22 protein-coding genes are annotated in these 22,580 nt (G+C 63.5%); 9 read left to right on the top strand and 13 right to left on the bottom strand.

The window, feature by feature from the left end; translation table 11 throughout:
* Nucleotides 1–83: 83 nt before the first annotated feature.
* Together B4L76_RS22670 and B4L76_RS22665 are read right to left on the bottom strand one after the other, a co-directional pair.
* Nucleotides 84–467 carry a PaaI family thioesterase gene (locus tag B4L76_RS22670; RefSeq protein ID WP_296235316.1) on the bottom strand — a complete coding sequence of 128 codons (384 nt, stop codon included), beginning with the start codon at nucleotides 465–467 and terminating at the stop codon, nucleotides 84–86.
* Nucleotides 467–2,791: a Tex family protein gene (locus B4L76_RS22665; RefSeq protein ID WP_296235315.1), complete on the bottom strand. Its 2,325-nt coding sequence runs from the start codon at nucleotides 2,789–2,791 to the stop codon at nucleotides 467–469. The genes B4L76_RS22670 and B4L76_RS22665 overlap by 1 nt, the downstream gene beginning before the upstream one ends.
* Nucleotides 2,792–3,010: 219 nt before the next feature.
* Between B4L76_RS22665 and ompR the strand changes: the two genes are divergently transcribed.
* On the top strand, nucleotides 3,011–3,751 hold the full coding sequence (gene ompR, locus B4L76_RS22660; RefSeq protein WP_170027818.1) for a two-component system response regulator OmpR: 741 nt from the start codon (nucleotides 3,011–3,013) through the stop codon (nucleotides 3,749–3,751).
* Between the two features lie 13 nt (nucleotides 3,752–3,764).
* Nucleotides 3,765–5,078 (top strand): ATP-binding protein, encoded by a 1,314-nt coding sequence (locus tag B4L76_RS22655; protein ID WP_296235314.1) that lies wholly within the window; start codon nucleotides 3,765–3,767, stop codon nucleotides 5,076–5,078.
* Nucleotides 5,079–5,108: 30 nt separating this feature from the next.
* Here B4L76_RS22655 and rimK read toward each other — a convergent pair whose 3' ends face one another.
* Together rimK and B4L76_RS22645 are read right to left on the bottom strand one after the other, a co-directional pair.
* A complete protein-coding gene (rimK, locus tag B4L76_RS22650; protein ID WP_013970455.1) occupies nucleotides 5,109–6,014 on the bottom strand; it encodes a 30S ribosomal protein S6--L-glutamate ligase in 906 nt (301 codons plus the stop codon).
* Nucleotides 6,011–6,493: an ATP-dependent zinc protease gene (locus B4L76_RS22645; RefSeq protein ID WP_296235313.1), complete on the bottom strand. Its 483-nt coding sequence runs from the start codon at nucleotides 6,491–6,493 to the stop codon at nucleotides 6,011–6,013. Before B4L76_RS22645 ends, rimK begins: the two co-directional genes overlap by 4 nt.
* A gap of 109 nt (nucleotides 6,494–6,602) precedes the next feature.
* Between B4L76_RS22645 and B4L76_RS22640 the strand changes: the two genes are divergently transcribed.
* Nucleotides 6,603–7,004, top strand: coding sequence for an RNA-binding S4 domain-containing protein (locus tag B4L76_RS22640; RefSeq protein WP_296235312.1), 402 nt, complete (start codon nucleotides 6,603–6,605; stop codon nucleotides 7,002–7,004).
* 26 nt (nucleotides 7,005–7,030) lie between these two features.
* Here B4L76_RS22640 and B4L76_RS22635 read toward each other — a convergent pair whose 3' ends face one another.
* Nucleotides 7,031–7,825, bottom strand: coding sequence for a phosphatase PAP2 family protein (locus tag B4L76_RS22635; RefSeq protein ID WP_296235311.1), 795 nt, complete (start codon nucleotides 7,823–7,825; stop codon nucleotides 7,031–7,033).
* A 121-nt stretch (nucleotides 7,826–7,946) separates the two neighbouring features.
* Here B4L76_RS22635 and hslO point away from each other — a divergent pair, with 121 nt between their 5' ends.
* From hslO to B4L76_RS22620, 3 genes are all read left to right on the top strand, one after another.
* Nucleotides 7,947–8,846, top strand: a complete 900-nt coding sequence (hslO, locus tag B4L76_RS22630; RefSeq protein WP_296235310.1) for an Hsp33 family molecular chaperone HslO — start codon at nucleotides 7,947–7,949, stop codon at nucleotides 8,844–8,846.
* Between the two features lie 179 nt (nucleotides 8,847–9,025).
* A complete protein-coding gene (locus tag B4L76_RS22625; RefSeq protein ID WP_170027823.1) occupies nucleotides 9,026–10,567 on the top strand; it encodes a phosphoenolpyruvate carboxykinase in 1,542 nt (513 codons plus the stop codon).
* 154 nt (nucleotides 10,568–10,721) lie between these two features.
* A complete protein-coding gene (locus tag B4L76_RS22620) occupies nucleotides 10,722–11,162 on the top strand; it encodes an acyl-CoA thioesterase (protein ID WP_296235309.1) in 441 nt (146 codons plus the stop codon).
* A 54-nt stretch (nucleotides 11,163–11,216) separates the two neighbouring features.
* Here B4L76_RS22620 and B4L76_RS22615 read toward each other — a convergent pair whose 3' ends face one another.
* The 3 genes from B4L76_RS22615 to fdhD all read right to left on the bottom strand — a co-directional run bounded on the left by B4L76_RS22615 (nucleotide 11,217) and on the right by fdhD (nucleotide 15,134).
* Complete coding sequence (locus B4L76_RS22615) at nucleotides 11,217–11,699, bottom strand: glycine zipper domain-containing protein (RefSeq protein ID WP_003255803.1); 483 nt, start codon at nucleotides 11,697–11,699, stop codon at nucleotides 11,217–11,219.
* Between the two features lie 256 nt (nucleotides 11,700–11,955).
* Nucleotides 11,956–14,301: an FdhF/YdeP family oxidoreductase gene (locus B4L76_RS22610; RefSeq protein WP_296235308.1), complete on the bottom strand. Its 2,346-nt coding sequence runs from the start codon at nucleotides 14,299–14,301 to the stop codon at nucleotides 11,956–11,958.
* A gap of 5 nt (nucleotides 14,302–14,306) precedes the next feature.
* On the bottom strand, nucleotides 14,307–15,134 hold the full coding sequence (gene fdhD / locus B4L76_RS22605; RefSeq protein WP_296235307.1) for a formate dehydrogenase accessory sulfurtransferase FdhD: 828 nt from the start codon (nucleotides 15,132–15,134) through the stop codon (nucleotides 14,307–14,309).
* 189 nt (nucleotides 15,135–15,323) lie between these two features.
* Here fdhD and lysM point away from each other — a divergent pair, with 189 nt between their 5' ends.
* The gene (gene lysM / locus B4L76_RS22600) at nucleotides 15,324–15,764 is read left to right on the top strand and encodes a peptidoglycan-binding protein LysM (RefSeq protein ID WP_296235306.1); all 441 of its coding nucleotides are present in this window, start codon (nucleotides 15,324–15,326) and stop codon (nucleotides 15,762–15,764) included.
* A gap of 49 nt (nucleotides 15,765–15,813) precedes the next feature.
* On the opposite strand, the gene yrfG is transcribed toward lysM, so the two are convergent.
* Complete coding sequence (gene yrfG / locus B4L76_RS22595; RefSeq protein WP_296235305.1) at nucleotides 15,814–16,476, bottom strand: GMP/IMP nucleotidase; 663 nt, start codon at nucleotides 16,474–16,476, stop codon at nucleotides 15,814–15,816.
* 64 nt (nucleotides 16,477–16,540) lie between these two features.
* On the opposite strand from yrfG, the gene nudE reads away from it, so the two are divergent.
* Both nudE and cysQ read left to right on the top strand, forming a co-directional pair.
* Nucleotides 16,541–17,107, top strand: coding sequence for an ADP compounds hydrolase NudE (gene nudE, locus B4L76_RS22590; RefSeq protein WP_296235304.1), 567 nt, complete (start codon nucleotides 16,541–16,543; stop codon nucleotides 17,105–17,107).
* Nucleotides 17,104–17,922 carry a 3'(2'),5'-bisphosphate nucleotidase CysQ gene (cysQ, locus tag B4L76_RS22585; RefSeq protein WP_296235303.1) on the top strand — a complete coding sequence of 273 codons (819 nt, stop codon included), beginning with the start codon at nucleotides 17,104–17,106 and terminating at the stop codon, nucleotides 17,920–17,922. Before nudE ends, cysQ begins: the two co-directional genes overlap by 4 nt.
* Before the next feature lie 138 nt (nucleotides 17,923–18,060).
* Here cysQ and B4L76_RS22580 read toward each other — a convergent pair whose 3' ends face one another.
* Genes B4L76_RS22580 through rfbC form a run of 4 tightly spaced genes read right to left on the bottom strand, consistent with a single transcriptional unit; the run spans nucleotide 18,061 to nucleotide 22,321 of the window.
* Nucleotides 18,061–18,516, bottom strand: a complete 456-nt coding sequence (locus B4L76_RS22580; protein WP_296235302.1) for a YiiD C-terminal domain-containing protein — start codon at nucleotides 18,514–18,516, stop codon at nucleotides 18,061–18,063.
* Entirely contained in the window at nucleotides 18,516–19,922 is a 1,407-nt protein-coding gene (locus B4L76_RS22575; RefSeq protein WP_296235301.1) for a sigma-54-dependent transcriptional regulator, read from the bottom strand. Before B4L76_RS22575 ends, B4L76_RS22580 begins: the two co-directional genes overlap by 1 nt.
* Nucleotides 19,919–21,733, bottom strand: coding sequence for a sensor histidine kinase (locus B4L76_RS22570; protein WP_296235300.1), 1,815 nt, complete (start codon nucleotides 21,731–21,733; stop codon nucleotides 19,919–19,921). Before B4L76_RS22570 ends, B4L76_RS22575 begins: the two co-directional genes overlap by 4 nt.
* Before the next feature lie 42 nt (nucleotides 21,734–21,775).
* Nucleotides 21,776–22,321 carry a dTDP-4-dehydrorhamnose 3,5-epimerase gene (gene rfbC, locus B4L76_RS22565; protein WP_296235299.1) on the bottom strand — a complete coding sequence of 182 codons (546 nt, stop codon included), beginning with the start codon at nucleotides 22,319–22,321 and terminating at the stop codon, nucleotides 21,776–21,778.
* Nucleotides 22,322–22,580 lie beyond the last annotated feature (259 nt).

Raw genomic sequence — 22,580 nt, 5'->3', positions numbered from 1 at the left:
AGGAACTGGCGTTGTCGCCTGGTTTACGCGGTTCCAGCAGTGCCAGCGCACTGCTGAAAATACCGCACATTCCGCTTGGTGGGCTAGAGAACCGCGAAGGTTCCTTGCGCTTTCGCCACCAGTTTGTCGCCCTGGACTACGTCGGCGTCGACCACCAGGGTGCGCCGCCCGGCATGCAGCACGCGGGCGGTGCACAGCACTTCGCCGTCACTGACGGCGCGCATGTAGTTGATCTTGCACTCGATGGTCACGCTTTGCTGGTCAAAGCCATGGCTGGCCGAGCAAGCCAGGCCCATGGCAATGTCCACCAGGCTGAAGATGGCCCCGCCGTGCAGCTTCCGGCCACGGTTGCGCAAATGCGGCCCGAGTGCCAGGGCTACCTTGGCAACACCTGTGTCCAGGTGTTGCAGGCGGCAACCGAGTAGCTGGCTGAAGGCGCTTTCGACGTATTCGCCGGGTACGTCCATCACTTCTTCTTCAACTGCTTGGCGTTGGCGAACAGCGCGGCCATGGCATTGTTGGCCGGGGCGGCAGTGGCGGCTTCACGTTGGCGCGGCGCCTGCTGCTGGCGGTTGGCGCCCGCGCCACGGTTGCCGCCGCGGTTGCCTTCGACCTTCTCGCCCGGGGTGTCACTCATGCGCATGGACAGGCCGACGCGCTTGCGCGGGATGTCCACTTCCATGACTTTTACCTTGACCACGTCGCCGGCCTTGACCGCCTCACGCGGGTCCTTGACGAATTTCTCCGACAGCGCCGAGATGTGCACCAGGCCGTCCTGGTGTACACCAATGTCGACGAAGGCGCCGAAATTGGTGACGTTGGTCACCACGCCTTCGAGAATCATGCCCGGCTCCAGGTCCTTGAGGTCTTCGACGCCGTCCTGGAAGGTGGCGGTCTTGAATTCGGGACGCGGGTCACGGCCAGGCTTGTCCAGTTCCTGCAGGATGTCGGTGACGGTTGGCAGGCCGAAGGTTTCATCGGTGAATTGCTTTGGGTCCAGGCGCTTGAGGAAGCTGCTGTCACCGATCAGCGAACGAATGTCGCGGCCGGTATCGGCAGCAATGCGCTGCACCAGCGGGTAGGCTTCGGGGTGCACCGCGGAGGCGTCCAGCGGGTTGTCGCCGTTCATCACGCGGAGGAAGCCGGCGGCCTGCTCGAAGGTTTTCTCACCCAGGCGGCTGACCTTCTTCAGCGCCGCGCGGGTTGCAAACGGCCCGTTGGCATCGCGGTGCGCGACGATGTTCTGCGCCAAGGTGGCGTTGAGGCCGGAAATACGGGTCAGCAGCGCCACCGAGGCGGTGTTGACGTCGACACCCACGGCGTTCACGCAGTCCTCGACCACGGCGTCCAGGCCACGTGCCAGCTTCACCTGAGACACATCGTGCTGGTACTGACCGACGCCGATGGATTTCGGGTCGATCTTCACCAGCTCGGCCAGCGGGTCCTGCAGGCGGCGGGCGATGGATACGGCGCCACGGATCGACACGTCGAGGTCCGGGAATTCGCGGGCGGCCAGTTCCGATGCGGAGTACACCGAAGCACCGGCCTCTGAGACCATGACCTTGGTGATCTTCAACGCTGGATACTTCTTGACCAGCTCGGCGACCAGCTTGTCGCTTTCGCGGCTGGCGGTGCCGTTGCCGATGGCGATCAACTCCACCGAGTGCTTGGCGCACAGCGCGGCCATGATGGAAATGGTGCGGTCCCAGTCGTTCTTCGGTGCGTGCGGGTAGACCGTGGTGTGGTCCAGCAGCTTGCCGGTGGCATCGACCACGGCGATCTTGCAGCCGGTGCGCAGGCCCGGGTCGAAGCCCAGAGTAGCGCGCGGGCCGGCCGGGGCGGCCAGCAGCAGGTCGTGCAGGTTGTGGGCGAAGACATTGATCGCCTCGCCTTCGGCGTTGTCGCGCAGCTCGCCGAACAGGTCGGTTTCCAGGTGGGTGTACAGCTTGACCTTCCAGGTCCAGCGCACCACCTCGCCGAGCCACTTGTCGGCCGGGCGATCGCGGTTCTCGATGCCGACATAGTTAGCGATCATCAGCTCGCATGGGTGCATGGTGCCGGGCAGTTCTTCGCCAACCTTGAGCGACGCGCTCAGCACGCCCTCGTTGCGCCCACGGAAGATCGCCAGGGCACGGTGCGACGGCGCGTTGCGCAGCAGTTCGTCGTGGGCGAAATAATCGCGGAACTTGGCACCTTCCTCTTCCTTGCCCGGCACCACGCGGGCGCTGAGCACCGCTTCCTGCTTGAGAAAGCTGCGCAGCTTGTCGAGCAGGGCGGCGTCTTCGGCGAAGCGCTCCATGAGGATGTACTTGGCGCCTTCCAGTGCGGCCTTGACATCGGCCACGCCTTTGTCGACGTTGACGAAGCGTGCGGCTTCGCTTTCCGGGGCCAGGTCGGGGTTGTTGAACAGGCCATCGGCCAGCTCGCCGAGGCCCGCCTCCAGGGCGATCTGGCCCTTGGTGCGGCGCTTCTGCTTGTACGGCAGGTACAGGTCCTCGAGGCGGGTCTTGGTGTCGGCCAGCTTGATCTCGCGAGCCAGTTCCGCGGTCAACTTGCCCTGCTCCTCGATGCTGGCCAGGATGCTGGCGCGGCGCTCGTCGAGTTCGCGCAGGTAGCGCAGGCGCTCTTCCAGATGGCGCAGCTGGGTATCGTCCAGGCTACCGGTCACTTCCTTGCGGTAACGGGCGATGAAGGGCACGGTCGAGCCTTCGTCCAACAGGCCCACGGCCGCCTCGACCTGCTGGGGGCGTACGCCCAGTTCCTCGGCGATACGGCTGTTGATGCTGTCCATGTAAACCACCTGACATTATGAATACGGGGGTCGCCGCCTGTGGGCCTTTCGCCCGGCGGCGCTGGATGAAAGCCGCGCATTATACCCATCGCAAACGCCTTGCGGTGATGGCGCCCGGCCAGCCGGAACTGGCGCCGGGGGAAAAATCTGCTAACAATGCTCACGCAACGTGCAGCAATGGCTACGCCATAATGCGCGGCGATACCAGAGGAGTAATTCATGACCGGCACGCCAAACACCGCTGAAGGTGAAAAGATTCTCATCGTCGATGACGACCCGGGGCTGAGCAGCCTGCTGGAACGTTTCTTCGCCAGCAAGGGCTACCGTGCCCGTGCGGTGCCCAATACCGAGCAGATGGACCGCTTGTTGCAGCGCGAGGTGTTCAACCTGGTGGTGCTCGACTTGATGCTGCCCGGTGAAGATGGCCTGTCGGCATGCAAGCGCCTGCGCCAGCAGAACAACCAGATCCCGATCATCATGCTTACCGCCAAGGGCGACGAGCTCAGCCGCATCAAGGGCCTGGAACTGGGCGCCGACGACTACCTCGGCAAGCCGTTCAACCCGGACGAACTGATGGCCCGGGTCAAGGCCGTGCTGCGCCGCCAGGCCCCGAGTGTGCCAGGGGCGCCGGGCAGTGAAGACGAGTCGGTCACCTTCGGCGACTACGAGCTGTCGCTGGCCACCCGCGAGCTCAAGCGTGGCGACGAGGTGCACATGCTGACCACCGGTGAGTTCGCCGTGCTCAAGGCGCTGGTCATGCACGCACGCGAGCCGCTGACCCGCGACAAGCTGATGAACCTGGCCCGTGGCCGCGAATGGGATGCGCTGGAGCGTTCCATCGACGTGCAGATTTCGCGCCTGCGCCGCATGATCGAGCCGGACCCGTCCAAGCCGCGCTATATCCAGACTGTCTGGGGTGTGGGCTACGTGTTCGTGCCGGACGGGAACGCCGGCAAATGATCCCTCGCCATTGATGAAAACACCGCTGTGGTTTCCGCAAAGCTTCTTCGCCCGCACGCTGTGGCTGGTGCTGATCGTCGTCCTGTTCTCCAAGGCCCTGACCCTGGTCTACCTGTTGATGAACGAGGACGTGCTGGTCGACCGTCAGTACAGCCACGGTGTCGCGCTGACCTTGCGTGCCTACTGGGCTGCCGACGAAGAAAACCGCGACAAGATCGCCGAAGCGGCAGGCCTTATCCGGGTTACCGGCTCTGGGGTGCCTGAGGGCGAACAACACTGGCCCTACAGTGAGATCTATCAGCGGCAGATGCAGGCCGAGCTGGGCGATGACACCGAGGTGCGCCTGCGTATTCACGCGCCACCGGCGTTGTGGGTCAACGCACCCAGCCTGGGCCCCGGCTGGCTGAAAGTGCCGCTGTACCCGCACCCGTTGCGGGGGCAGAAGATCTGGAACGTGCTGGGCTGGTTCCTGGCCATCGGCCTGCTGTCCACCGCCTCGGCCTGGATCTTCGTGCGCCAGCTGAACCAGCCGCTCAAGCGCCTGGTGTTCGCCGCACGCCTGCTGGGCCAGGGGCGCAGCGTGCGCTTGCCGATCAGCGATACGCCCAGCGAGATGACCGAGGTGTACAAGGCCTTCAACCAGATGGCCGAGGATGTCGAGCAGGCCGGGCGCGAGCGCGAGCTGATGCTTGCCGGAGTTTCCCACGACCTGCGCACACCGCTTACGCGCCTGCGCCTGTCGCTGTCATTGTTGAACAGCGACAGCGAACTGAGCGACGACATGGTCCGTGACATCGAGGACATGGATGCGATCCTCGATCAGTTCCTCGCCTTCATTCGCGATGGCCGTGACGAGCCGCTCGAAGAGGTTGACCTGGCCGACCTGGTACGTGAGGTGGTGGCGCCTTACAACCAGCCGGAAGAACGCGTGCGCCTGTGCCTGGAGCCGATTCCGCCGTTTCCGCTGCGGCGGGTTTCGCTCAAGCGCATGCTGGGCAACCTGATCGGCAACGCCTTGCACCATGCCGGCAAGGGGGTCGAGGTGGCGGCCTATGTGTCGGGCGACGAGAGCGCGCCATACGTGGTGCTGAGCGTGCTGGACCGCGGCACCGGGATCGACGAGTCGGAGCTTGAAACCATCTTCAATCCGTTTATTCGTGGTGACCGGGCTCGCGGCGGCAAGGGCACCGGGCTGGGGCTGGCGATCGTCAAGCGGATCGCGGCGCAGCATGGCGGCAATGTTGAGCTGCGCAACCGCTCCGGGGGCGGGATCGAGGCGCGGGTAAGGTTGCCATTGGGACTGTTGCTGCCGCGTAATGCCGTGTGACTATCGGGGCTGCAAAGCAGCCCCGGAATCTCAACCCTTGCCCTTGGTCCGGGTCTGATTAGGCCCGCCATTCTTCTCCAGATGCTCGATGATCATCGCCGCCACGTTCTTGCCGGTGGTCACCTCTATGCCCTCCAGCCCCGGTGACGAGTTCACCTCCATTACCAGCGGCCCATGGTTGGAACGCAGGATATCCACACCCGCCACGCTCAAGCCCATCACCTTGGCCGCGCGAATGGCGGTCATGCGTTCTTCCGGCGTGATCTTGATCAGGCTGGCCACCCCGCCACGGTGCAGGTTGGAGCGGAACTCGCCGGGCTTGGCCTGGCGTTTCATCGAGGCGATGACCTTGTCGCCGACCACGAAGCAGCGGATGTCCGCGCCGCCTGCCTCCTTGATGTATTCCTGCACCATGATGTTCTGCTTCAGGCCCATGAACGCCTCGATCACCGACTCCGCCGCCTTGGTGGTTTCGCACAGCACAACGCCGATGCCCTGGGTGCCTTCCAGCACCTTGATCACCAGCGGAGCGCCGTTGACCATCTGGATCAGGTCGGGGATATCGTCTGGCGAGTGGGCGAAGCCGGTAATCGGCAGGCCGATGCCACGCCGCGATAGCAGCTGCAGTGAGCGCAACTTGTCCCGCGAGCGGGCAATTGCCACCGACTCGTTGAGCGGATACACGCCCATCATCTCGAACTGGCGCAGCACTGCGCAGCCATAGAAGGTCACCGAGGCGCCGATACGCGGGATCACCGCATCGAAACCTTCCAGCGGCTTGCCGCGGTAATGGATCTGCGGCTTGTGGCTGGCAATGTTCATGTAGGCCCGCAGGGTATCGATCACCACCATTTCGTGGCCCCGCTGGGTTCCGGCTTCGACCAGGCGGCGGGTGGAATACAGACGCGGATTGCGCGACAGCACAGCGATCTTCATGCAGCACCTGTGACAGGGGAAAGGGTGGCCGGGAAGGCCGGTTTGTCTTGTACGTATTTCAGCCCGGGGTTGACCACCAGCTGGCCGTGGATCAGTGCCTTGGAGCCCAGCAGCAGGCGGTAACGCATGTTTTTGCGGCAGGCCAGGGTGAACTCCACCTCCCACACACCATCGCCCAATGCCAGTGACGTGCGAATGACATAGCGGGTCTGGGCCTGGCCGTTGGAGCTCTTGATGGTCTTCATGGTCACCAGCGGTGCCTCGCAGCGGCGATGGCGCAACTGCACCACCGAGCCCAGGTGTGCGGTGAAGCGGACCCAGGGCTGGCCGTCGCGCTCGAACGCTTCGATTTCGGTGGCATGCAGGCTGGAGGTGCTGGCGCCGGTGTCGATCTTGGCGCGCAATCCGGCCACGCCGAGGTCGGGCAGGGCTACCCACTCGCGCAGGCCGATCACAGTCAAATGGTCAAATGTCTTCACGAAACGCACCCTGCTGATGAGGTGTTGAACTGTAAGCACGGCGGGGATTTTTTGCATCCGCTCGTTACGGTAGTACAGTTCGATGAAACACAGCGTTCGAGGTAACGGGATGGCACAAAAAGCCGAAGACGACGACAAGGTGCGCCTGGACAAATGGCTGTGGGCAGCACGCTTCTACAAGACCCGCGCACTGGCCAAGGCGGCGATCGAGAGCGGCAAGGTGCATTGCCGGGGTGAGCGCTGCAAGCCGGGCAAGGAGCCGCGGGTGGGCGACGAGTTCGTGCTGCGCACTGGGTTCGATGAGCGCACGGTGGTGGTGAAAGCACTGTCGGTGGTGCGGCGAGGGGCGCCGGAGGCGCAGACCTTGTACGAGGAAACCGAAGACAGCGTGCGCCGGCGTGAGCAGGCGGCAGAAATGCGCAAGGCAGGAGCAATGGGGGTGACGACCGATGGTCGGCCGACCAAGAAGCAGCGGCGGCAGATTCACCAATTGCATGGCAGTTTCGATTGAAAGGGGCCGCTTTGCGGCCCCAGGGGCTAGCGGATAACCGCCAGGCGGCCGACCAACGGTAACTTGCCCGCGATCGAGAACAATGGCCCCGTCCAGCGCACCAACAATGCGCTACCTTTGGCCGCCAGCGGTGTGAAGCAGCTCCAGCCCAACGCCAGCAGCGCCATCAGCAGCCCGCCGATGTAGTCGTCCTGCCCCCAGTGGGCGCCAGCTACCAGACGCGGCAGCATGAACAGCAGCGCCAACCCCCAGATCACCAGGTACTGCAGCAGGCGGCGGCTGAACACGCTCATGAACAGCGCCCAGATCAATAGCACCGAGGCGTGGTCGCCAGGGAAACTGTTGCTGGAGCGGTCCTTCAGCTCCCAGGCCTTTTCCAGGTCCGGGTAGTAATCGCTCAGGTGCACGACGTTGTCGAATACCATCGACGGGCTATCGTGTTGCCAGCCCATTGCGTTTACCCACTTGGAAAACAGCGCGCGAATCACCACTAAAAGGATCAGCGTTACCAGAAAGCCGAAAAAGGCCTGGCGAACCTGCGCTGCCTTGAATACCCAGTCGCCACGAATCAGCACTGCCAGCAGGATCAGGCCAACGACGATGTCGAACGGACGCAGGCTACCGAGCGTCCAGATGTAGCGCCAGGTGGGGTTATCGGCCAGCGGTGCATTCAGGCTGTGGAACAGCCATTCGTCGAAAGTCAGGCACAGGATCTGGCCAACGGGCCATAACCAGAAACACAGTAGAGCGATGGGAAGCAGCGTGCAGGCTGCCAATGGCCCGAAAGACCACCTTGCTTGGAACAGTGGTGGATTGTCCATAAAATGCCTCTATTGCAAACAGGAAGCTGAGCGCACCTGCAGCGCTCTATAACGGGGTTTTCGCTGGTGTTTCGACAACCCTTGTAACCATTTTGTCATTATTTTCAGATAGCCAAAACCTATGAGCGAATTGCCTGATACCGATTTCACCCAACGTTTCATCTTCGACGAGCGCGACGTGCGCGGCGAGTGGGTGTCTCTCGATGACAGCTACGCCGCGGTGCTGGCACGTCATGACTACCCGCAGCCGGTACAGACTCTGCTCGGTGAGCTGATGGCCGCCACTGCGTTGTTGGTCGGGGCGCTGAAGTTCGATGGCCTGCTGGTGCTGCAGGCACGGTCGGAGGGGCCGATCCCGCTGCTGATGGTCGAATGCTCCGGAAACCGCGACATCCGCGGCATGGCCCGCTACGAAGCGGACCAGATCCCGGCTACCGCGACCCTGTCGCAGCTGATGCCAGACGGCCACCTGACCCTGACCATCGACCCGCTCAAGGGCCAGCGCTACCAGGGCACCGTCGACCTCGATGGCGCCAGCCTGTCGGAATGCTTCACCAATTATTTCGTGCAGTCGCAACAGCTCAATACCCGTTTCTGGCTGCATGCCGATGGCGGCAAGGCCCGTGGCCTGCTGCTGCAGCAACTGCCGCGTGATCGCCAGCCCGACGACGAAGAGCGTGAAGAAAGCTGGCAGCACGTGGTGGCCCTGGCCTCGACGCTCAAGGCCGAGGAATGGGCGCTGGACAACGAAACCCTGTTGCACCGCCTGTACCACGAAGATGCTGTGCGCCTGTTCGACATCCAGCCGCTGCGCTTCAATTGCAGCTGCTCTCGTGAACGTTCCGGCAATGCGCTGGTCAGTCTGGGCGAGCAAGACGCCAAGGCGTTGGTGGAAGAGTGCGGCGGGCAGGTCGAGATCGATTGCCAGTTCTGCAACGAGCGCTATTTCTTCGACGCCAGTGACGTGGCGCAATTGTTTGCCGGTGGCGGCACGGACACGGCCTCAGAAACTCGTCACTGAAACGTTTAACTACAGGATAATCTCCTGCCGAATTGCGCAAAAGCGCAGTTCTGACAGGAGGGGCCTACTTTTTTTGGGCGTTTCTGGCATAATCCGGCCACTTTTTTCGCTGTAGTAGTTTTTTCGAGACAACTACAAAACGTTTGGAGCACTCGGCCTCGGGCCGGATGGGGTATCTCATGACGCAAGCCAACAACACCGTGTACACCGACCTGAGTGTCGATGAGCTGGTAAAAGAAGCGCTGCAACGCGGTGAAGGCGTACTAGCCGATACTGGCGCACTGGTCGTGGAGACTGGTCACCGTACTGGCCGTTCGCCGGCTGATCGTTTCATCGTCGAAGAACCTTCCACCCAGGACGCCATTGCCTGGGGCCCGATCAACCGCAAGTTCCCGGCCGACAAGTTCGATGCCCTGTGGGACCGCGTCGAGGCGTTCAACAATGCCCAGGATCACTTCGTTTCCTACGTTCACGTAGGGGCGGCTGCCGAGCACTACCTGCCGGTGAAGATGACCACCCAGACCGCCTGGCAGAACCTGTTCGGTCGTTGCCTGTTCATCAATCCGGAGCAGTACAACCCGGCTGGCCGCGGCGAGTGGCAGATCCTCAACGTCGCCAACTTCGTCTGCGAACCTGAGCGTGACGGTACCAACTCCGACGGTTGCGTGATCATCAATTTCGCCCAGAAGAAGGTGCTGATCGCTGGCATGCGTTACGCCGGCGAAATGAAGAAAGCCATGTTCTCGGTGCAGAACTTCCTGCTGCCGGCTGCCGACGTGCTGCCGATGCACTGCGCTGCCAACATCGGCGAAGCTGGCGACGTGACCCTGTTCTTCGGCCTGTCCGGCACCGGCAAGACCACCCTGTCGGCCGACGAAAGCCGTTACCTGATCGGTGACGACGAGCACGGCTGGGGCGAGGGCGTGGTGTTCAACATGGAAGGTGGTTGCTACGCCAAGTGCATCGACCTGTCCGAGAAGAACGAGCCGGTCATCTGGAAAGCCATCAAGCATGGTGCAGTGCTGGAAAACGTCGTTCTCGACGCCAACAAGCACGCCGACTACACCGATGTCAGCCTGACCCAGAACAGCCGTGCGGCCTACCCGCTGGAGCACGTTGCCAAGCGTTCCGAAGCGAACCTGGGTGGCGAGCCGAACGCAGTCATCTTCCTGACCTGCGACCTGACCGGTGTTCTGCCGCCGGTGTCGATCCTGAACAACGAGCAGGCGGCCTACCACTTCCTGTCCGGCTACACCGCGCTGGTCGGTTCCACTGAAATGGGTTCGGGTGGCGGCATCAAGTCGACCTTCTCTACCTGCTTCGGCGCACCGTTCTTCCCGCGCCCGGCTGGCGAATACGCCGAGCTGCTGATCAAGCGTATCAACGGCTTCAACTCCAAGGTCTACCTGGTCAACACCGGCTGGACCGGCGGTGGCTACGGTGTTGGCAAGCGCTTCAGCATCCCGACTACCCGTGCGGTGATCGCTGCGATCCAGAGCGGCGCACTGGTCGGTGCCGAAACCGAGCACCTGGACATCATCAACCTGGACGTGCCGAAGGCTGTTCCGGGCGTTGAAACCGAACTGCTCAACCCGCGCACCAACTGGGCTGACAAGGCTGCCTACGACGAGGCTGCCAAGGGCTTGGCCAAGCTGTTCATCGAGAACTTCAAGAAGTTCGACGTATCCGACGCTATCAAGGCCGCTGGTCCGCAGCTGTAAGCTGCAGCCGGTTGCAACGAAAAGCCGCCCTTCGGGGCGGCTTTTTTGTTCTTCCCGACTGCCACGCGCCACTACCAAAAGCCCGCACAAGCAGCGCAAATCAGGTTTTTCTGTTTCACTGTCAGCATCCATCGCGAAGACAAGAGCCAGCCAGATGACCGAATCCCCTCAGCGCACTGCCTTCTTCCACTTCCACCCCATCCTCACCCGCCCGCAGGACAACGATGTCAACGGCCACATCGCCGGCGCCACCGTGCACGGCTTCTTCGAGACCGCGATCCAGGCCTTCCTCGTCGAACAGGCCGAACTGGATCTGCGCGACGGCGAACTGGCAACTTTCGTGGTCAGTTCCGCAGCGGACTACTATGCGTTGCCGGGCTTTCCGGATGTACTGGAAGTCGGGTTGGGAGTGACGCGCCAGGTTGGCAGTACGGTGGAGTACCGCCTGGCGCTGTTCCGTCCGGGCGAGCCCGAGGCCTGTGCGGCAGGGACGGTGGTGCAGGTGTTCATCGAACGCGCCAGTGGCCGGCCTGTAGCGTTGCCAGAGACGCTACAGGTGATCCTGTCCGGCGTCATGCTGGAACAGCAGGCATGAAAAAGCCCCGCTGGCAGGGGCGGGGCTTTTAATGCCGGGGCAGGGCCCCAGGCTTTAGTCGCGCCAGTGGCGCTTGTGCTTGCGGTGGCCGTAGTGGTGGCCACGGTCCCAGTGACGGCGGTCGTCATCATAGCCACGACGGTAGCGGCGGCCATCGCGGTAATCATCTTCGTCTGCTTCCTTGCCCAGGTAGTTACCCAGTGCGCCACCGGCACCACCGCCGGCTGCCGCGCCAATGTAGCTACCAGTAGTGCCGCCTACCGAGCGACCGACTACGTTACCACCTGCAGCGCCCAGCGCGCCGCCGATTGCGGCTTCGCCACGCTGGCGTTTGTCAGCGCCCAGGGCGCCACCCGCTGCGCCACCCAGACCCGCACCAATGGCGCCGCCTGTGCTACCGCCGATGGAGTTGCCCACGACAGAGCCCAGTACCCCACCCAATGCGCCGCCAATGCCGGCCTCGGTGGTGCCGCCTGCCATGGCAACGCCGCTGAGCAAGCTGAAAGACAACAACAATATCGAGGAGTACTTCTTCATCAAGAGAGCCTCATAGGGATGACGAGGCGAATTTGAGGCTTACAAGCATGCCTTGCAATGGAAATCCGACGAGTAACACGAGTTGTACACAATTCTCTAAGTTGCTGTATTTACTGTGAAACTTTATCTATTTTTCACTGTCTGAGACTTTTATGACAAAGCCCTGAACCGCACTGGAACAGGGCTTTTTTCGTTTTTGCCGGTGGGGGCTTCTGGCTTCTCCGCGGGCGCGCCCGTGAACAGGCCAACACATTTCCTACAGAATACGCCCGTCGCTCTGCGACCGTTCCAGTTTGATGGCAATGAACTTCGAGGTTGGCGTGTAGCTGCCATCACCAACGCTCTCCAGCGGCACCAGTGGGTTCACCTCTGGGTAGTACGCCGCCGCCTGGCCGGCCGGGATGTCAAAGGCCAGCAGGGTGAAGCCCTGCACCCGGCGCACATGCCCATCACTCCACAACGACACGATGTCGACCTTCTGTCCTGGCTGGAAGCCCAGGCGGAGGATATCGGCTTCGTTGGCGAACAATACCTCGCGCTGGCCGCGCACACCGCGGTAGCGGTCGTCCAGGCCGTAGATGGTGGTGTTGTACTGATCGTGCGAGCGCATCGATTGCAGGATCAGGTCGGGCTGTTGGCCGCTGGCGCGTACACGCTCGTCGAGCAGTGTGTCGGGCAGCAGGTTGGCCTTGAAGTTGGCCCGGCTGGTACTGGTTTTCCACTCGCGGCTGGCGGCGCTGTTACCCAGGTAGAAACCGCCCGGTTGGCGCAGGCGCTGGTTGAAACCGCTGAAGCCGGTAATGGTATCGGCAATCAGGTCGCGGATGCGGTCGTAATCGGCCACCAGCCAATGCCAGTCCACGGGGGTCTTGCCCAGGGTCGCGGCGGCGATACCGGCGACAACCGCCGGTTCCGAGCGCATCTGCGGCGACAGCGGTTTCAGCTGGCCATTGGAGGCGTGGACCATGCTGAACGAGTCCTCCACGGTTACCGCCTGTGGCCCATCGGCCTGCAGGTCGATGTCGGTACGCCCCAGGCACGGCAGGATCAGCGCCTGCTTGCCATGCATCAGGTGGCTGCGGTTGAGCTTGGTGCTGATGTGCACGGTCAGCTCGCAGTTGCGCAGCGCCTGGGCAGTGCGCTCGGTATCTGGCGTCGCCTGGGCGAAGTTGCCACCCAGGCCGATGAACACCTTGGCCCGGCCATCGAGCATGGCGTGGATCGCCTCGACGGTGTTGTGGCCATGCTGCCGTGGTACGGGGAAGCCAAAGCGCTTTTCCAGGGCGTCGAGCAGCGCCACTGGTGGCCGCTCGTTGATCCCCATGGTGCGGTCACCCTGCACGTTGCTATGCCCACGCACCGGGCACAGGCCCGCGCCTGGCACGCCGATATTGCCGCGCAACAGTTGCAGGTTGACGATTTCCTGGATGGTCGCCACCGAGTGGCGGTGCTGGGTAATGCCCATTGCCCAGCACATGATTACCCGCCTGCCACGGCAATACATGCGTGCAGCCAGTTCGATGTCGGCCAAGGGCAGGCCGGACTGCGCCTGGATGTGTTGCCACGGGGTGGCGTCCACCACCGCCAGGTAATCGTCGACACCATGGCCATGCGCGGCGATGAAGGCGTGGTCGAACACCGCCGGTTCGCCCTTGGCCTGGGCTTCGCGTTCCCACTGCAGCATGAACTTGGCCATGCCGCGCAGCATCGCCATGTCGCCGCCCAGGGCTGGGCGGAAGTACGCGGTGTTGGTCGGGCGGTCGCTGTTGGTCAGCATTTCCAGCGGGTGCTGGGGGTGCTGGAAGCGTTCCAGGCCACGTTCCTTGAGCGGGTTGACGCACACCACCTGGGCACCGCGCTTCACCGCGTCGCGCAGCGGGTCGAGCATGCGCGGGTGGTTGGTTCCCGGGTTCTGGCCCCAGACGAAGATCGCATCGGCGTGTTCGAAGTCGTCGAAGGTGACGGTGCCCTTGCCCACCCCGACGCTTTGCGCCAGGGCCACACCACTGGCCTCATGGCACATGTTCGAACAGTCGGGGAAGTTGTTGGTGCCGTAGGCGCGCACGAACAGCTGGTACAGGTACGCCGCTTCGTTGCTGGCGCGGCCCGAAGTGTAGAACTCGGCCTGGTCAGGGCTCGCCAACTTGTTGAGTTCGCGCCCGATCATGGCGAAGGCGGCATCCCAGCTGATCGGCAGGTAACGGTCGCTGGGGGCTTCGTAGACCATCGGTTCGGTCAGGCGCCCCTGGTATTCAAGCCAGTAATCGCTCTGACCTAGCAGCGAAGTGACGCTGTAGCGGGCAAAGAAGGCCGCGTCGACGCGGCGCTTGGTCGCTTCCCAGTTCACCGCCTTGGCGCCATTCTCGCAAAACTTGACCATACCGCTTTCCGGCGAGTCGCCCCAGGCGCAGCCGGGGCAGTCGAAACCGCCGTTCTGGTTGGTCTTGAGCAGTGCGCGAATGTTCTTCAGCGCGTTATCGCTGCCGACCCAGGCCTTGGCCACGCTGCGCAGTGCACCCCAGCCACCGGCAGGGCCGTGGTAGGGCTTGTAACGAGGAGGGGAGGCTGGGGCGTTTTCCGGGATGTGCTGGTACGAGGTCACGACTGTTACGACTCCGCCGCGGGGCTGTAGACCCGCGGTGCGCTGTGCTTGGGCAGATGGATGAGATTGAGGTTGTGCTTGCGCGCCCATTGCAGGGCAAGGCCGGTCGGCGCTGACAGGCTGACCAGGGTCTGGATACCGGCGCGCAGCACCTTCTGGATCAGTTCCAGGCTGCAACGGCTGGTGACGATGGCCAGGCCACCGTGACTGTCGATGCCCTGACGCAGGAGGGCGCCGATCAGCTTGTCGAGGGCGTTGTGCCGACCGATGTCTTCGCGGCCGAGCAGCAGTTCGCCGTGGCGGTCCATGAACAGCGCCGCGTGTACCGCGCCGCAATGCTGGCCAAGAGGTTGGAAAGCATCGATGCGTTCACGCAGCCCGGCCAGCCATTGCGCGGGCGGCAAGGGGGCACCAGGCAGCTCGGCCAGCTCCGGCAGTGCCTGTTCCAGTGCTTCGACGCCGCACAGGCCACAACCACTGGTACCGGCCAGCTGGCGGCGCTGGTTTTTCAGGTTCCAGAACGCTCGGCTGGAGATCTCCAGGTCGGCATACATCGCCGAGCCACTGCCGGAGAGTTTCAAGTCGTAGATTTCGGCAGTGCCTTCGACAATACCGCTGCCGACACTGAAGCCGACCGCGAAGTCTTCCAGGTCGGTGGGGCTGACCAGCATGACCGCCTGGTTAAGGCCGTTGTAGGCGATGGCCAGGGCCACTTCTTCGGCCAGGGGGGTGCTGTCGCGTCTGGCGTCGTCGAGCTGGACGTAATCGTAGGTGTTGCTGGCTGCGGGCATGGACAAGGGCGAGGCCGCGCAGAGCGGAGGCTTGCTTTTCATCGGGGCTGGCTGTTCACCGGAGCTATCGGCAGCTTTCTGATAGCACAAGCCTAGGCGTGCAGGCCGGCGGCGTCTAATCGCTAGGGTCTATGCCTTGATAGAGCACGTCGATGAGGTGCACCGGCATGCTCGGCGATTCTTCGCCTAGACTTCACTGTCCAACGGTTTCACGTCAACAAGGAGAGTGTCATGAGTCTGTTCAGCTTTGTGAAAGAGGCGGGGGAAAAGTTGATCGATCTGCTGACCCCGGGGAATGCCAATGCCGAAGAACAGCTGAAGAAGCACGTGGAGAGTGTCGGCTTGGGTAATCCGAACATCAGTGCCACGGTCGAGGGCGACAAGATCATCCTCAAGGGCGAGGTGGCCAGCCAGGAGGAAAAGGAAAAGATCATCCTGGCGGCGGGCAACATCAGCGGTGTGGCCAGTGTGGATGACCAGATCACCGTGACCGGGCCGGTGGCCCAGGCGGCGAAGTTCGTGACTGTGGAGAAGGGCGACACGCTGAGTGCGATTTCAAAGAAGGTGTATGGCGATCCCAACAAGTACCAGAAGATCTTCGACGCCAACAAACCGATGCTCAAGCACCCGGACAAGATCTACCCGGGGCAGGTGCTGCGTATTCCTGACTGATCTCTGCAACTGACAGTGGCCTCTTCGCGGGCATACCGCGAAGAGGCCCTTACAGGCCTGCCAACAGCTCCCGGTAATCCTCGACCGCAGCGAATTCTTCGGTATCCCGTGGCCCCGCCTGGCTATCGGGCTGGCGCACCGCCAGCAGATGCATCACACCAAACCGCCGCGCACTGCGCAGGATAGCCAGGGTGTCATCAATGAACAGGCTGCGCTCCGGTGCAAAGCCGATATCCGCCTGCAAGGCATCCCAGAACTGCGGGCTCTCCTTCGGGTAGCCATAATCATGCGAGCTGATCAGCCGCTCGAAGTACGGCGCCAGCTCCACTCGCTCCAGCTTCAGCGACAGTGAGTCCCGGTGCGCATTGGTGATCATCACCACGCGCTTGCCGGCCTTGCGAATCGCCGCCAGGAATGTATCGGCATCCGGGCGCAAGGCGATCAGGTCGGCGATTTCCCGTTTCAGCTCGCGAATCGGCAGGCGCAGCTCGCGGCTCCAGAAGTCCAGGCAATACCAGTTGAGCGTACCGGCATTACGTTCGAACAGCGGTTGCAGTTCCATTTCCGCCATGGCCCGGCTTACCCCATGCAGCTCGGCATAGCGCTGGGGCAGATGGTCCAGCCAGAAGCGGTTGTCGTAATGCAGGTCGAGCAAGGTGCCGTCCATGTCCAGCAGGACAGTATCGATGGCAGACCAGGGAAGAACAGGCATGGGAAATTCTCGTTCAGTCGGCAAGCCACGGTATAGTAACCCGTTCACGCCAAGGAGCCGCCCCATGCGCCAGAAACCCACCGTCCTCAGCCGCGAAATCGTCGCCAGCAGCCGCCTGTTCCGCGTCGAAGCCGTGCAATTGCGTTTCAGCAATGGCAACGAGCGCACCTACGAGCGCCTGGTGGGGCGTGGCAATGGCTACGGCGCGGTAATGATCGTGGCCATGCTCGACGCCGAGCACGCCGTGCTGGTGGAAGAATACTGTGGCGGTACCGATGAATATGAACTGTCGTTGCCCAAGGGCCTGATCGAGCCGGGCGAGGACGTGCTGGCCGCGGCCGACCGGGAGCTCAAGGAAGAGGCCGGTTTTGGTGCGCGCCAGCTGGAGCACCTGACCGAGCTGTCGCTGTCGCCGGGCTACATGAGCCAAAAGATCCAGGTGGTGCTGGCCAGCGACCTGTACGAGGAGCGCCTGGAGGGCGACGAGCCGGAGCCGCTGCGGGTCGACAAGGTCAACCTGCGCGAGCTGTCGGCCTTGGCCATGCATCCGCAGTTCACCGAGGGCCGTGCCCTGGCGGCGCTGTACCTGGCGCGTGACCTGCTGATCCAGCGGGGGTTGCTGGAAGCATGAACGACCTGCAGCTGATGCACGAAGTGGTCAAGCTGGCGCTGAAGGCCGGCGAGGCGATCCTGCCGTTCTGGCGCGCCGATGTGGCCGTGACCAGCAAGGCGGACGATTCGCCGGTGACTGCCGCCGACCTGGCGGCGCACCGGGTGCTTGCCGATGGCCTGCTGGCGCTGGCGCCGCAGATTCCGCTGCTGTCGGAAGAAGACTGTGATATCCCTTTGGCCGAGCGCCAGCGCTGGCAGCGCTGGTGGCTGGTCGACCCGCTGGATGGCACCAAGGAGTTCATTGCCGGCAGCGAGGAATTCACCGTCAACATTGCCCTGGTGGAAAACGGCGAGGTGGTATTTGGCGTGGTCTCGATGCCAACCAACCGGCGCTGCTACTTCGGTGGTCGTGGGCTGGGCGCCTGGCGTGCGCAAGCCGACGAAGCCGCTGAGCCAATCCAGGTACGCAATGCGCCACCGCTGGGTGAGCGCTTTACCGTGGTGGCCAGCCGTCGGCATTCCAGCCCCGAGCAGGAAGCGCTGTTGGCCGGGCTGGGTGCTGCGCTGGGTGAACTGCAGCTGGCCAACATCGGCAGTTCGTTGAAGTTCTGCCTGTTGGCGGAAGGTAGCGCCGATTGCTATCCGCGCCTGGCGCCGACCTCGCAGTGGGACACGGCGGCGGCCCAGGGGGTGGTGGAAGGCGCCGGAGGCGAGGTGATCGGGCTGGATGGCCTGCCGTTCCGCTACCCGCCACGGGAGTCGTTGCTCAACCCGCACTTCCTGGCGTTACCGGCCAATGCGCAATGGCGGCAGGCCTTCCTGAGCCTGATCTGACCGCCGTACACGATCGTGTAGGAGCGGCCTTGTGCCGCGAAAGGGCCGCAAAGCGGCCCCAGCAATTCAGGCGGCGAAGCTGAAACCTGGCGCCGCGTTGCGGCCCGATCGCGGCACAAGGCCGCTCCTACAGGTGGTTCAGCGGTGCAGGACGTACTGCCCGCTGAACCTCACCGCCGGCTCATCACTCCCGGCATTGCTCACCGTGGTTTCCAGCGTCAGCCGCGCCCGCCCGCGACGCTGATATAGCGTCACGAAGCGTTCCCAGGTTTTCTCGTCCGGCGCTGCGCAACGTGCCACCGCCGCCCCGGTCACCGGCAGCGGATAACTGATCTGCCCCTCCTGGATGACGATATGCCCGTCATCGATACCCAGCTCGCGCAGGCGCAGGTGCAGCCAGCCCCAGCCCACCAATACGGCCGCGCAATACAGGCTGCCACCGAACATGGTGCTCTTGTGGTTGACGTTGGCCGCCAATGGCAATTGCAGGCGCAGGGTGTGCTGCTGCCAGTCGAGCACTTCCAGGCCCATTTCACGGGTGAGCGGGATGTCGCCGTGCAGCACGGCCTGTAGATACTGGCTATCGCTATTCATCAACGGTGGTCCTCGTGATCGTCATGCCCGCCGCTGCCACCGTCAAAGCTCAAGCCATGCTTGCGCAGCTTGTCGTGGAGGGTCTTGCGGGGGATGCCCAGCGCTTCGGCCAGGCTGCGCATGGAGCTGTGTGGCCGGGCCAGTTCGGCGGCGATCAGCGAGCGCTCGAACTGCTCGACCTGCTCGCTGAGGTTGCCGCCCGGCATGGGCGCAGCGGGTTTTGCAGCAGGTGGTGCCTGGCCATCCAGGGCCAGTTCCAGGCCCAGGGCGAAGCGTTCGGCGGCGTTCTGCAGCTCGCGCACATTACCTGGCCAGTCGTGGCGCAACAGCATGGCGCGCTGGGCCGGCTGCAGGGCGTGCGGGGGCAGGCCATGGCGCTGGCTGGCGGCGTCGGCGAAGTGCTGGAACAGTACCAGGATGTCATCGCCGCGTTCGCGCAGCGGGGGAATACGCAGCGGCGCCACGTTCAGGCGGTAGTACAGGTCGGCGCGGAAGCGCCCCTGGTCGGCGGACTGGCGCAGGTCTTCCTTGGTTGCGGCAATGATGCGGATGTCCAGCGGGATCAGCTGGTTGCCGCCCAGGCGTTCGACCACCCGTTCCTGCAGCAGGCGCAGCAGTTTCACCTGCACGTCCAGGCTCATGCTCTCGATCTCGTCGAGGAACAGGGTGCCGCCGTTGGCAAACTCGAACTTGCCGATGCGGCGCTTCTGCGCACCGGTGAAGGCACCGGGCTCATGGCCGAACAGCTCGCTTTCGACCACCGACTCGGCCAGGGCGCCGGCATTGATCGCCACGAACGGGCCATCGCGGCGGCTGGACAGGTCGTGCAGGGCGCGAGCAACAACCTCCTTGCCCGCGCCGGTCTCGCCCAGGATCAGCACGTCGGCGCGGGTGCCAGCCAGGGCGCCGATCTGCTCGCGCAGGCGCTGCATAGCCGGCGAATGGCCCACCAGGCGGGTGGCCAGTTGCTGGCGGTCGCTCAAGGCCAGGCGCAGGCTGCGGTTGTCCAGCACCAGGCGGCGCAAGGCCAAGGCGCGGCGCACGCTGTCGAGCAGCGCGTCGCTGGCAAAGGGCTTTTCCAGGAAGTCGTAGGCACCGGCGCGCATTGCCTGCACCGCCAGCGGCACGTCGCCGTGGCCGGTGATCAGCAGCACCGGCAATTCGTTATCGCGGCCATGCAGTTGTTCCAGCAACTGCAAGCCATCGATACCGGGCATGCGGATGTCGCTGACCACCACACCGGGCCAGTCGGCTTCGATGCGCTCGGCCAGGCCCTGGGCATCGGTCAGCGCGACCACCTTGAGCCCGGCCAGGTCCAGGGTCTGGCTTAGAGCCTGGCGCAGGTGCGGATCGTCGTCGACCAGGATGACCTGGGCTTGGCTGTCGATGAGTGTCTCGGTGGTCATGCCGAGGGGTCCTCCGAATTGGGCAAGGTAGCGCCAGGCGCGGCCACACGCAGCTGCAAGGTCAGCAGTGCGCCCCCTTCCGGGTGGTTGGCCAGCAGCAATTCACCGCCCAGGGCACGCATCAGGCTTTCGCAGATGGCCAGGCCCAGGCCAAGGCCCTGGGTGCGGGTCTTGGTGGTGAAGAATGGCTCCTTGGCGTGTTCCAGGGCCTGGCGGCTGAAGCCGGGGCCGTTGTCGCGAATGTACAAGTAGACGCAGTCATCGCGTTGTTCGGCACTTAGCCACAGGCGACGGGGGTTGGCCTTTTCGGTCAGGGCATCGAGGGCATTGGCCAACAGGTTGCCGAGCACCTGGCGCAGTCGCGTCTCGCCGGCCTGTACCCACAAGGTGGCTTCCGGCAGGTCGCGAATCAGCTCCACGGCCATGGCGCGCCGACGCTTGGCCAGCAGCGCGAGGGCGTCATCCAGGGCCGGCTGCAGGGCCACGCTCTCCGGTGCGTGGCGGTCACGGCGGGCGAAGGCACGCAAGTGAGCGATGATCGAGGCCATGCGCCCGGTCAGCTCGCCGATCAGCTTGAGGTTGCCGCGGGCATCCTCGATGCGCTGGTGGTCGAGCAGGATCTCGGCGTTTTCCGCGTAGCTGCGGATGGCGGCCAGCGGCTGGTTGAGTTCATGGCTGATGCTGGCCGACATCGTGCCGAGTACCGAGAGCTTGCCGGCCTGTACCAGTTCGTCCTGGGCGCGCACCGCCTCCTGCTGGGCGTTCTCGCGTTCCAGTACGGCGCGCTTGAGCCGGGTGTTCAGGCCTTCAAGGTCGGCGGTGCGCTCGGCCACGCGTTGTTCCAGTTCCTGCCGGCCACGGGCCTCGAAGTCGATTCGGTCGATGTAGTGGCGGCGCCGTTGCATCACCAGGCCGGCCAGCAGCATCAGTACCAGCAAGGTACCGGCACCGATGGCCATCACCGTTTGCACCGAGCGGTCGACCAGCATGCGCGGGGCAAGAATGCTCACCTGCCAGCCGGTTTCTTCGATGTCGCGGGTCTGGGTTATCCACGCATCCGGGTTGAGTACCAGCGGTTGCGGGGCCTGGGTCGGGTAGGGCTGGATGGCGATGATGGCCTGGCGCTCGGCCTCGGTCAGCGGGCGGGTGGCGCGGAAGCGCCAGTCAGGCCGTGAGGTGAGGATGACCACGCCATTGTGGTCTGTCAGCAGCAGTTGCTCGGGCGTACGGCCCCACAGGGTTTCGGTGTGATCGAGGTCGACCTTGACCACCAGCACGCCGACGATGCGCTCACGGTCACGTACCGCGGCGGCGAAGAAGTAGCCGCGCTTGGCCGATGTGGTGCCCTGGCCAAAGAAGCGCCCCAGGCGGCCGACCATGGCTTCATTGAAGTAGGGGCGAAAGGCGAAATTGCGCCCGACGAAGCTGTCACGTTTGTCCCAGTTGGAGGCGGCCAGGGTGTTGCCGTTGACGTCCATCAGGTACATCACTTCGGCGCCGGTCTGCTCGACGATGCCTTTGAGCAGGCGGTTGGCGTTGGTCACCGCCTCCAGGCGCAACGGGTCGGCCAGTACGCTGCGCAGCGCCGGCAGGTCGCCGAGGATCTGCGGCAAGGTCTCGTAGCGGTGCAGCGTTCCGAGCAGGTTGGCCACGTACAGGTCGAGCGTCTGGCGGTTCTGCGAGGCCAGCTCTTGCTGGTAATAACGTTCGGCCAGGTGATGCAGTGGCCACAGTAACGGGACCAGGCACAGGGCCAGCAAGGCCAGGCTGCGCCAGCGGGGACGGCGTGGGGGCGTGGGTTTTGCGATCATCACGTAAGGGCGCCAGAAAAGTCTGACGCAATTATGCGCTAGTTACGGCAGCAGTTCCGCCTCTGCCCATGGCCGGCCAGCTTTGTCCTTGTCGGAAAGCACCGGTGGCTGGGTCAACCCCCAGTCGATCGCCAGGTCGGGATCATCCCAGCGGATGCAGCGGTCGGCGTCCGGGTTGTAGTAATCGGTAGTCTTGTACAGGAACTCGGCGGAGTCACTCATCACTGCAAAGCCATGGGCGAAGCCGGGTGGGATCCACAACTGGCGATGGTTGTCGGCTGACAGCTGCACCGTTACCCATTGGCCGAAGGTGGGCGAGCTTTTGCGTACATCCAGGGCAACATCGCGGATTTCCCCCTGCACCACGCGCACCAGCTTGCCTTGGGTGTTCTGTACCTGGTAATGCAGGCCGCGCAACACCCCTTTGATGGAGCGCGAGTGGTTGTCCTGGACGAACTCCGCTGTAACACCGGTCAGGCGAGCGAACTCACGGGCGTTGAATGCCTCGAAGAAAAAACCACGGCTGTCACCGAAAACCTTCGGCTCGATGATCAGGACATCGGGGATTGCGGTAGGGATGATATTCATGCTGGTTCGCTGGCCGGTTAGCTAAGTATTGACCCTAGCCGTTCGCGCTGGCTTTGTCCCCCTGCGCCGCAATGGATTCACAGATCGGCCAGGGTGGAAATCAGGGCCGTTCGGACGTTGGGCATGCTTGCGTGTATGCCGATTGTTATCGGGTTATTTTTGCTTTCGTACTATTTTAGTCCGTCGTAGCGGCTTTAAATATCGATATATATCGGTTATAAATGCGCCGACGCCCCAGCACAGTCCGGCTCAGGGCCGC

This window comes from Pseudomonas sp. UBA4617, from assembly GCF_002386445.1.
In the GTDB taxonomy this organism is placed as follows: domain Bacteria; phylum Pseudomonadota; class Gammaproteobacteria; order Pseudomonadales; family Pseudomonadaceae; genus Aquipseudomonas.
The sequence above is the reverse complement of the archived record's forward strand: the minus strand, read 5'-3'. Positions and strand labels throughout refer to the sequence as shown.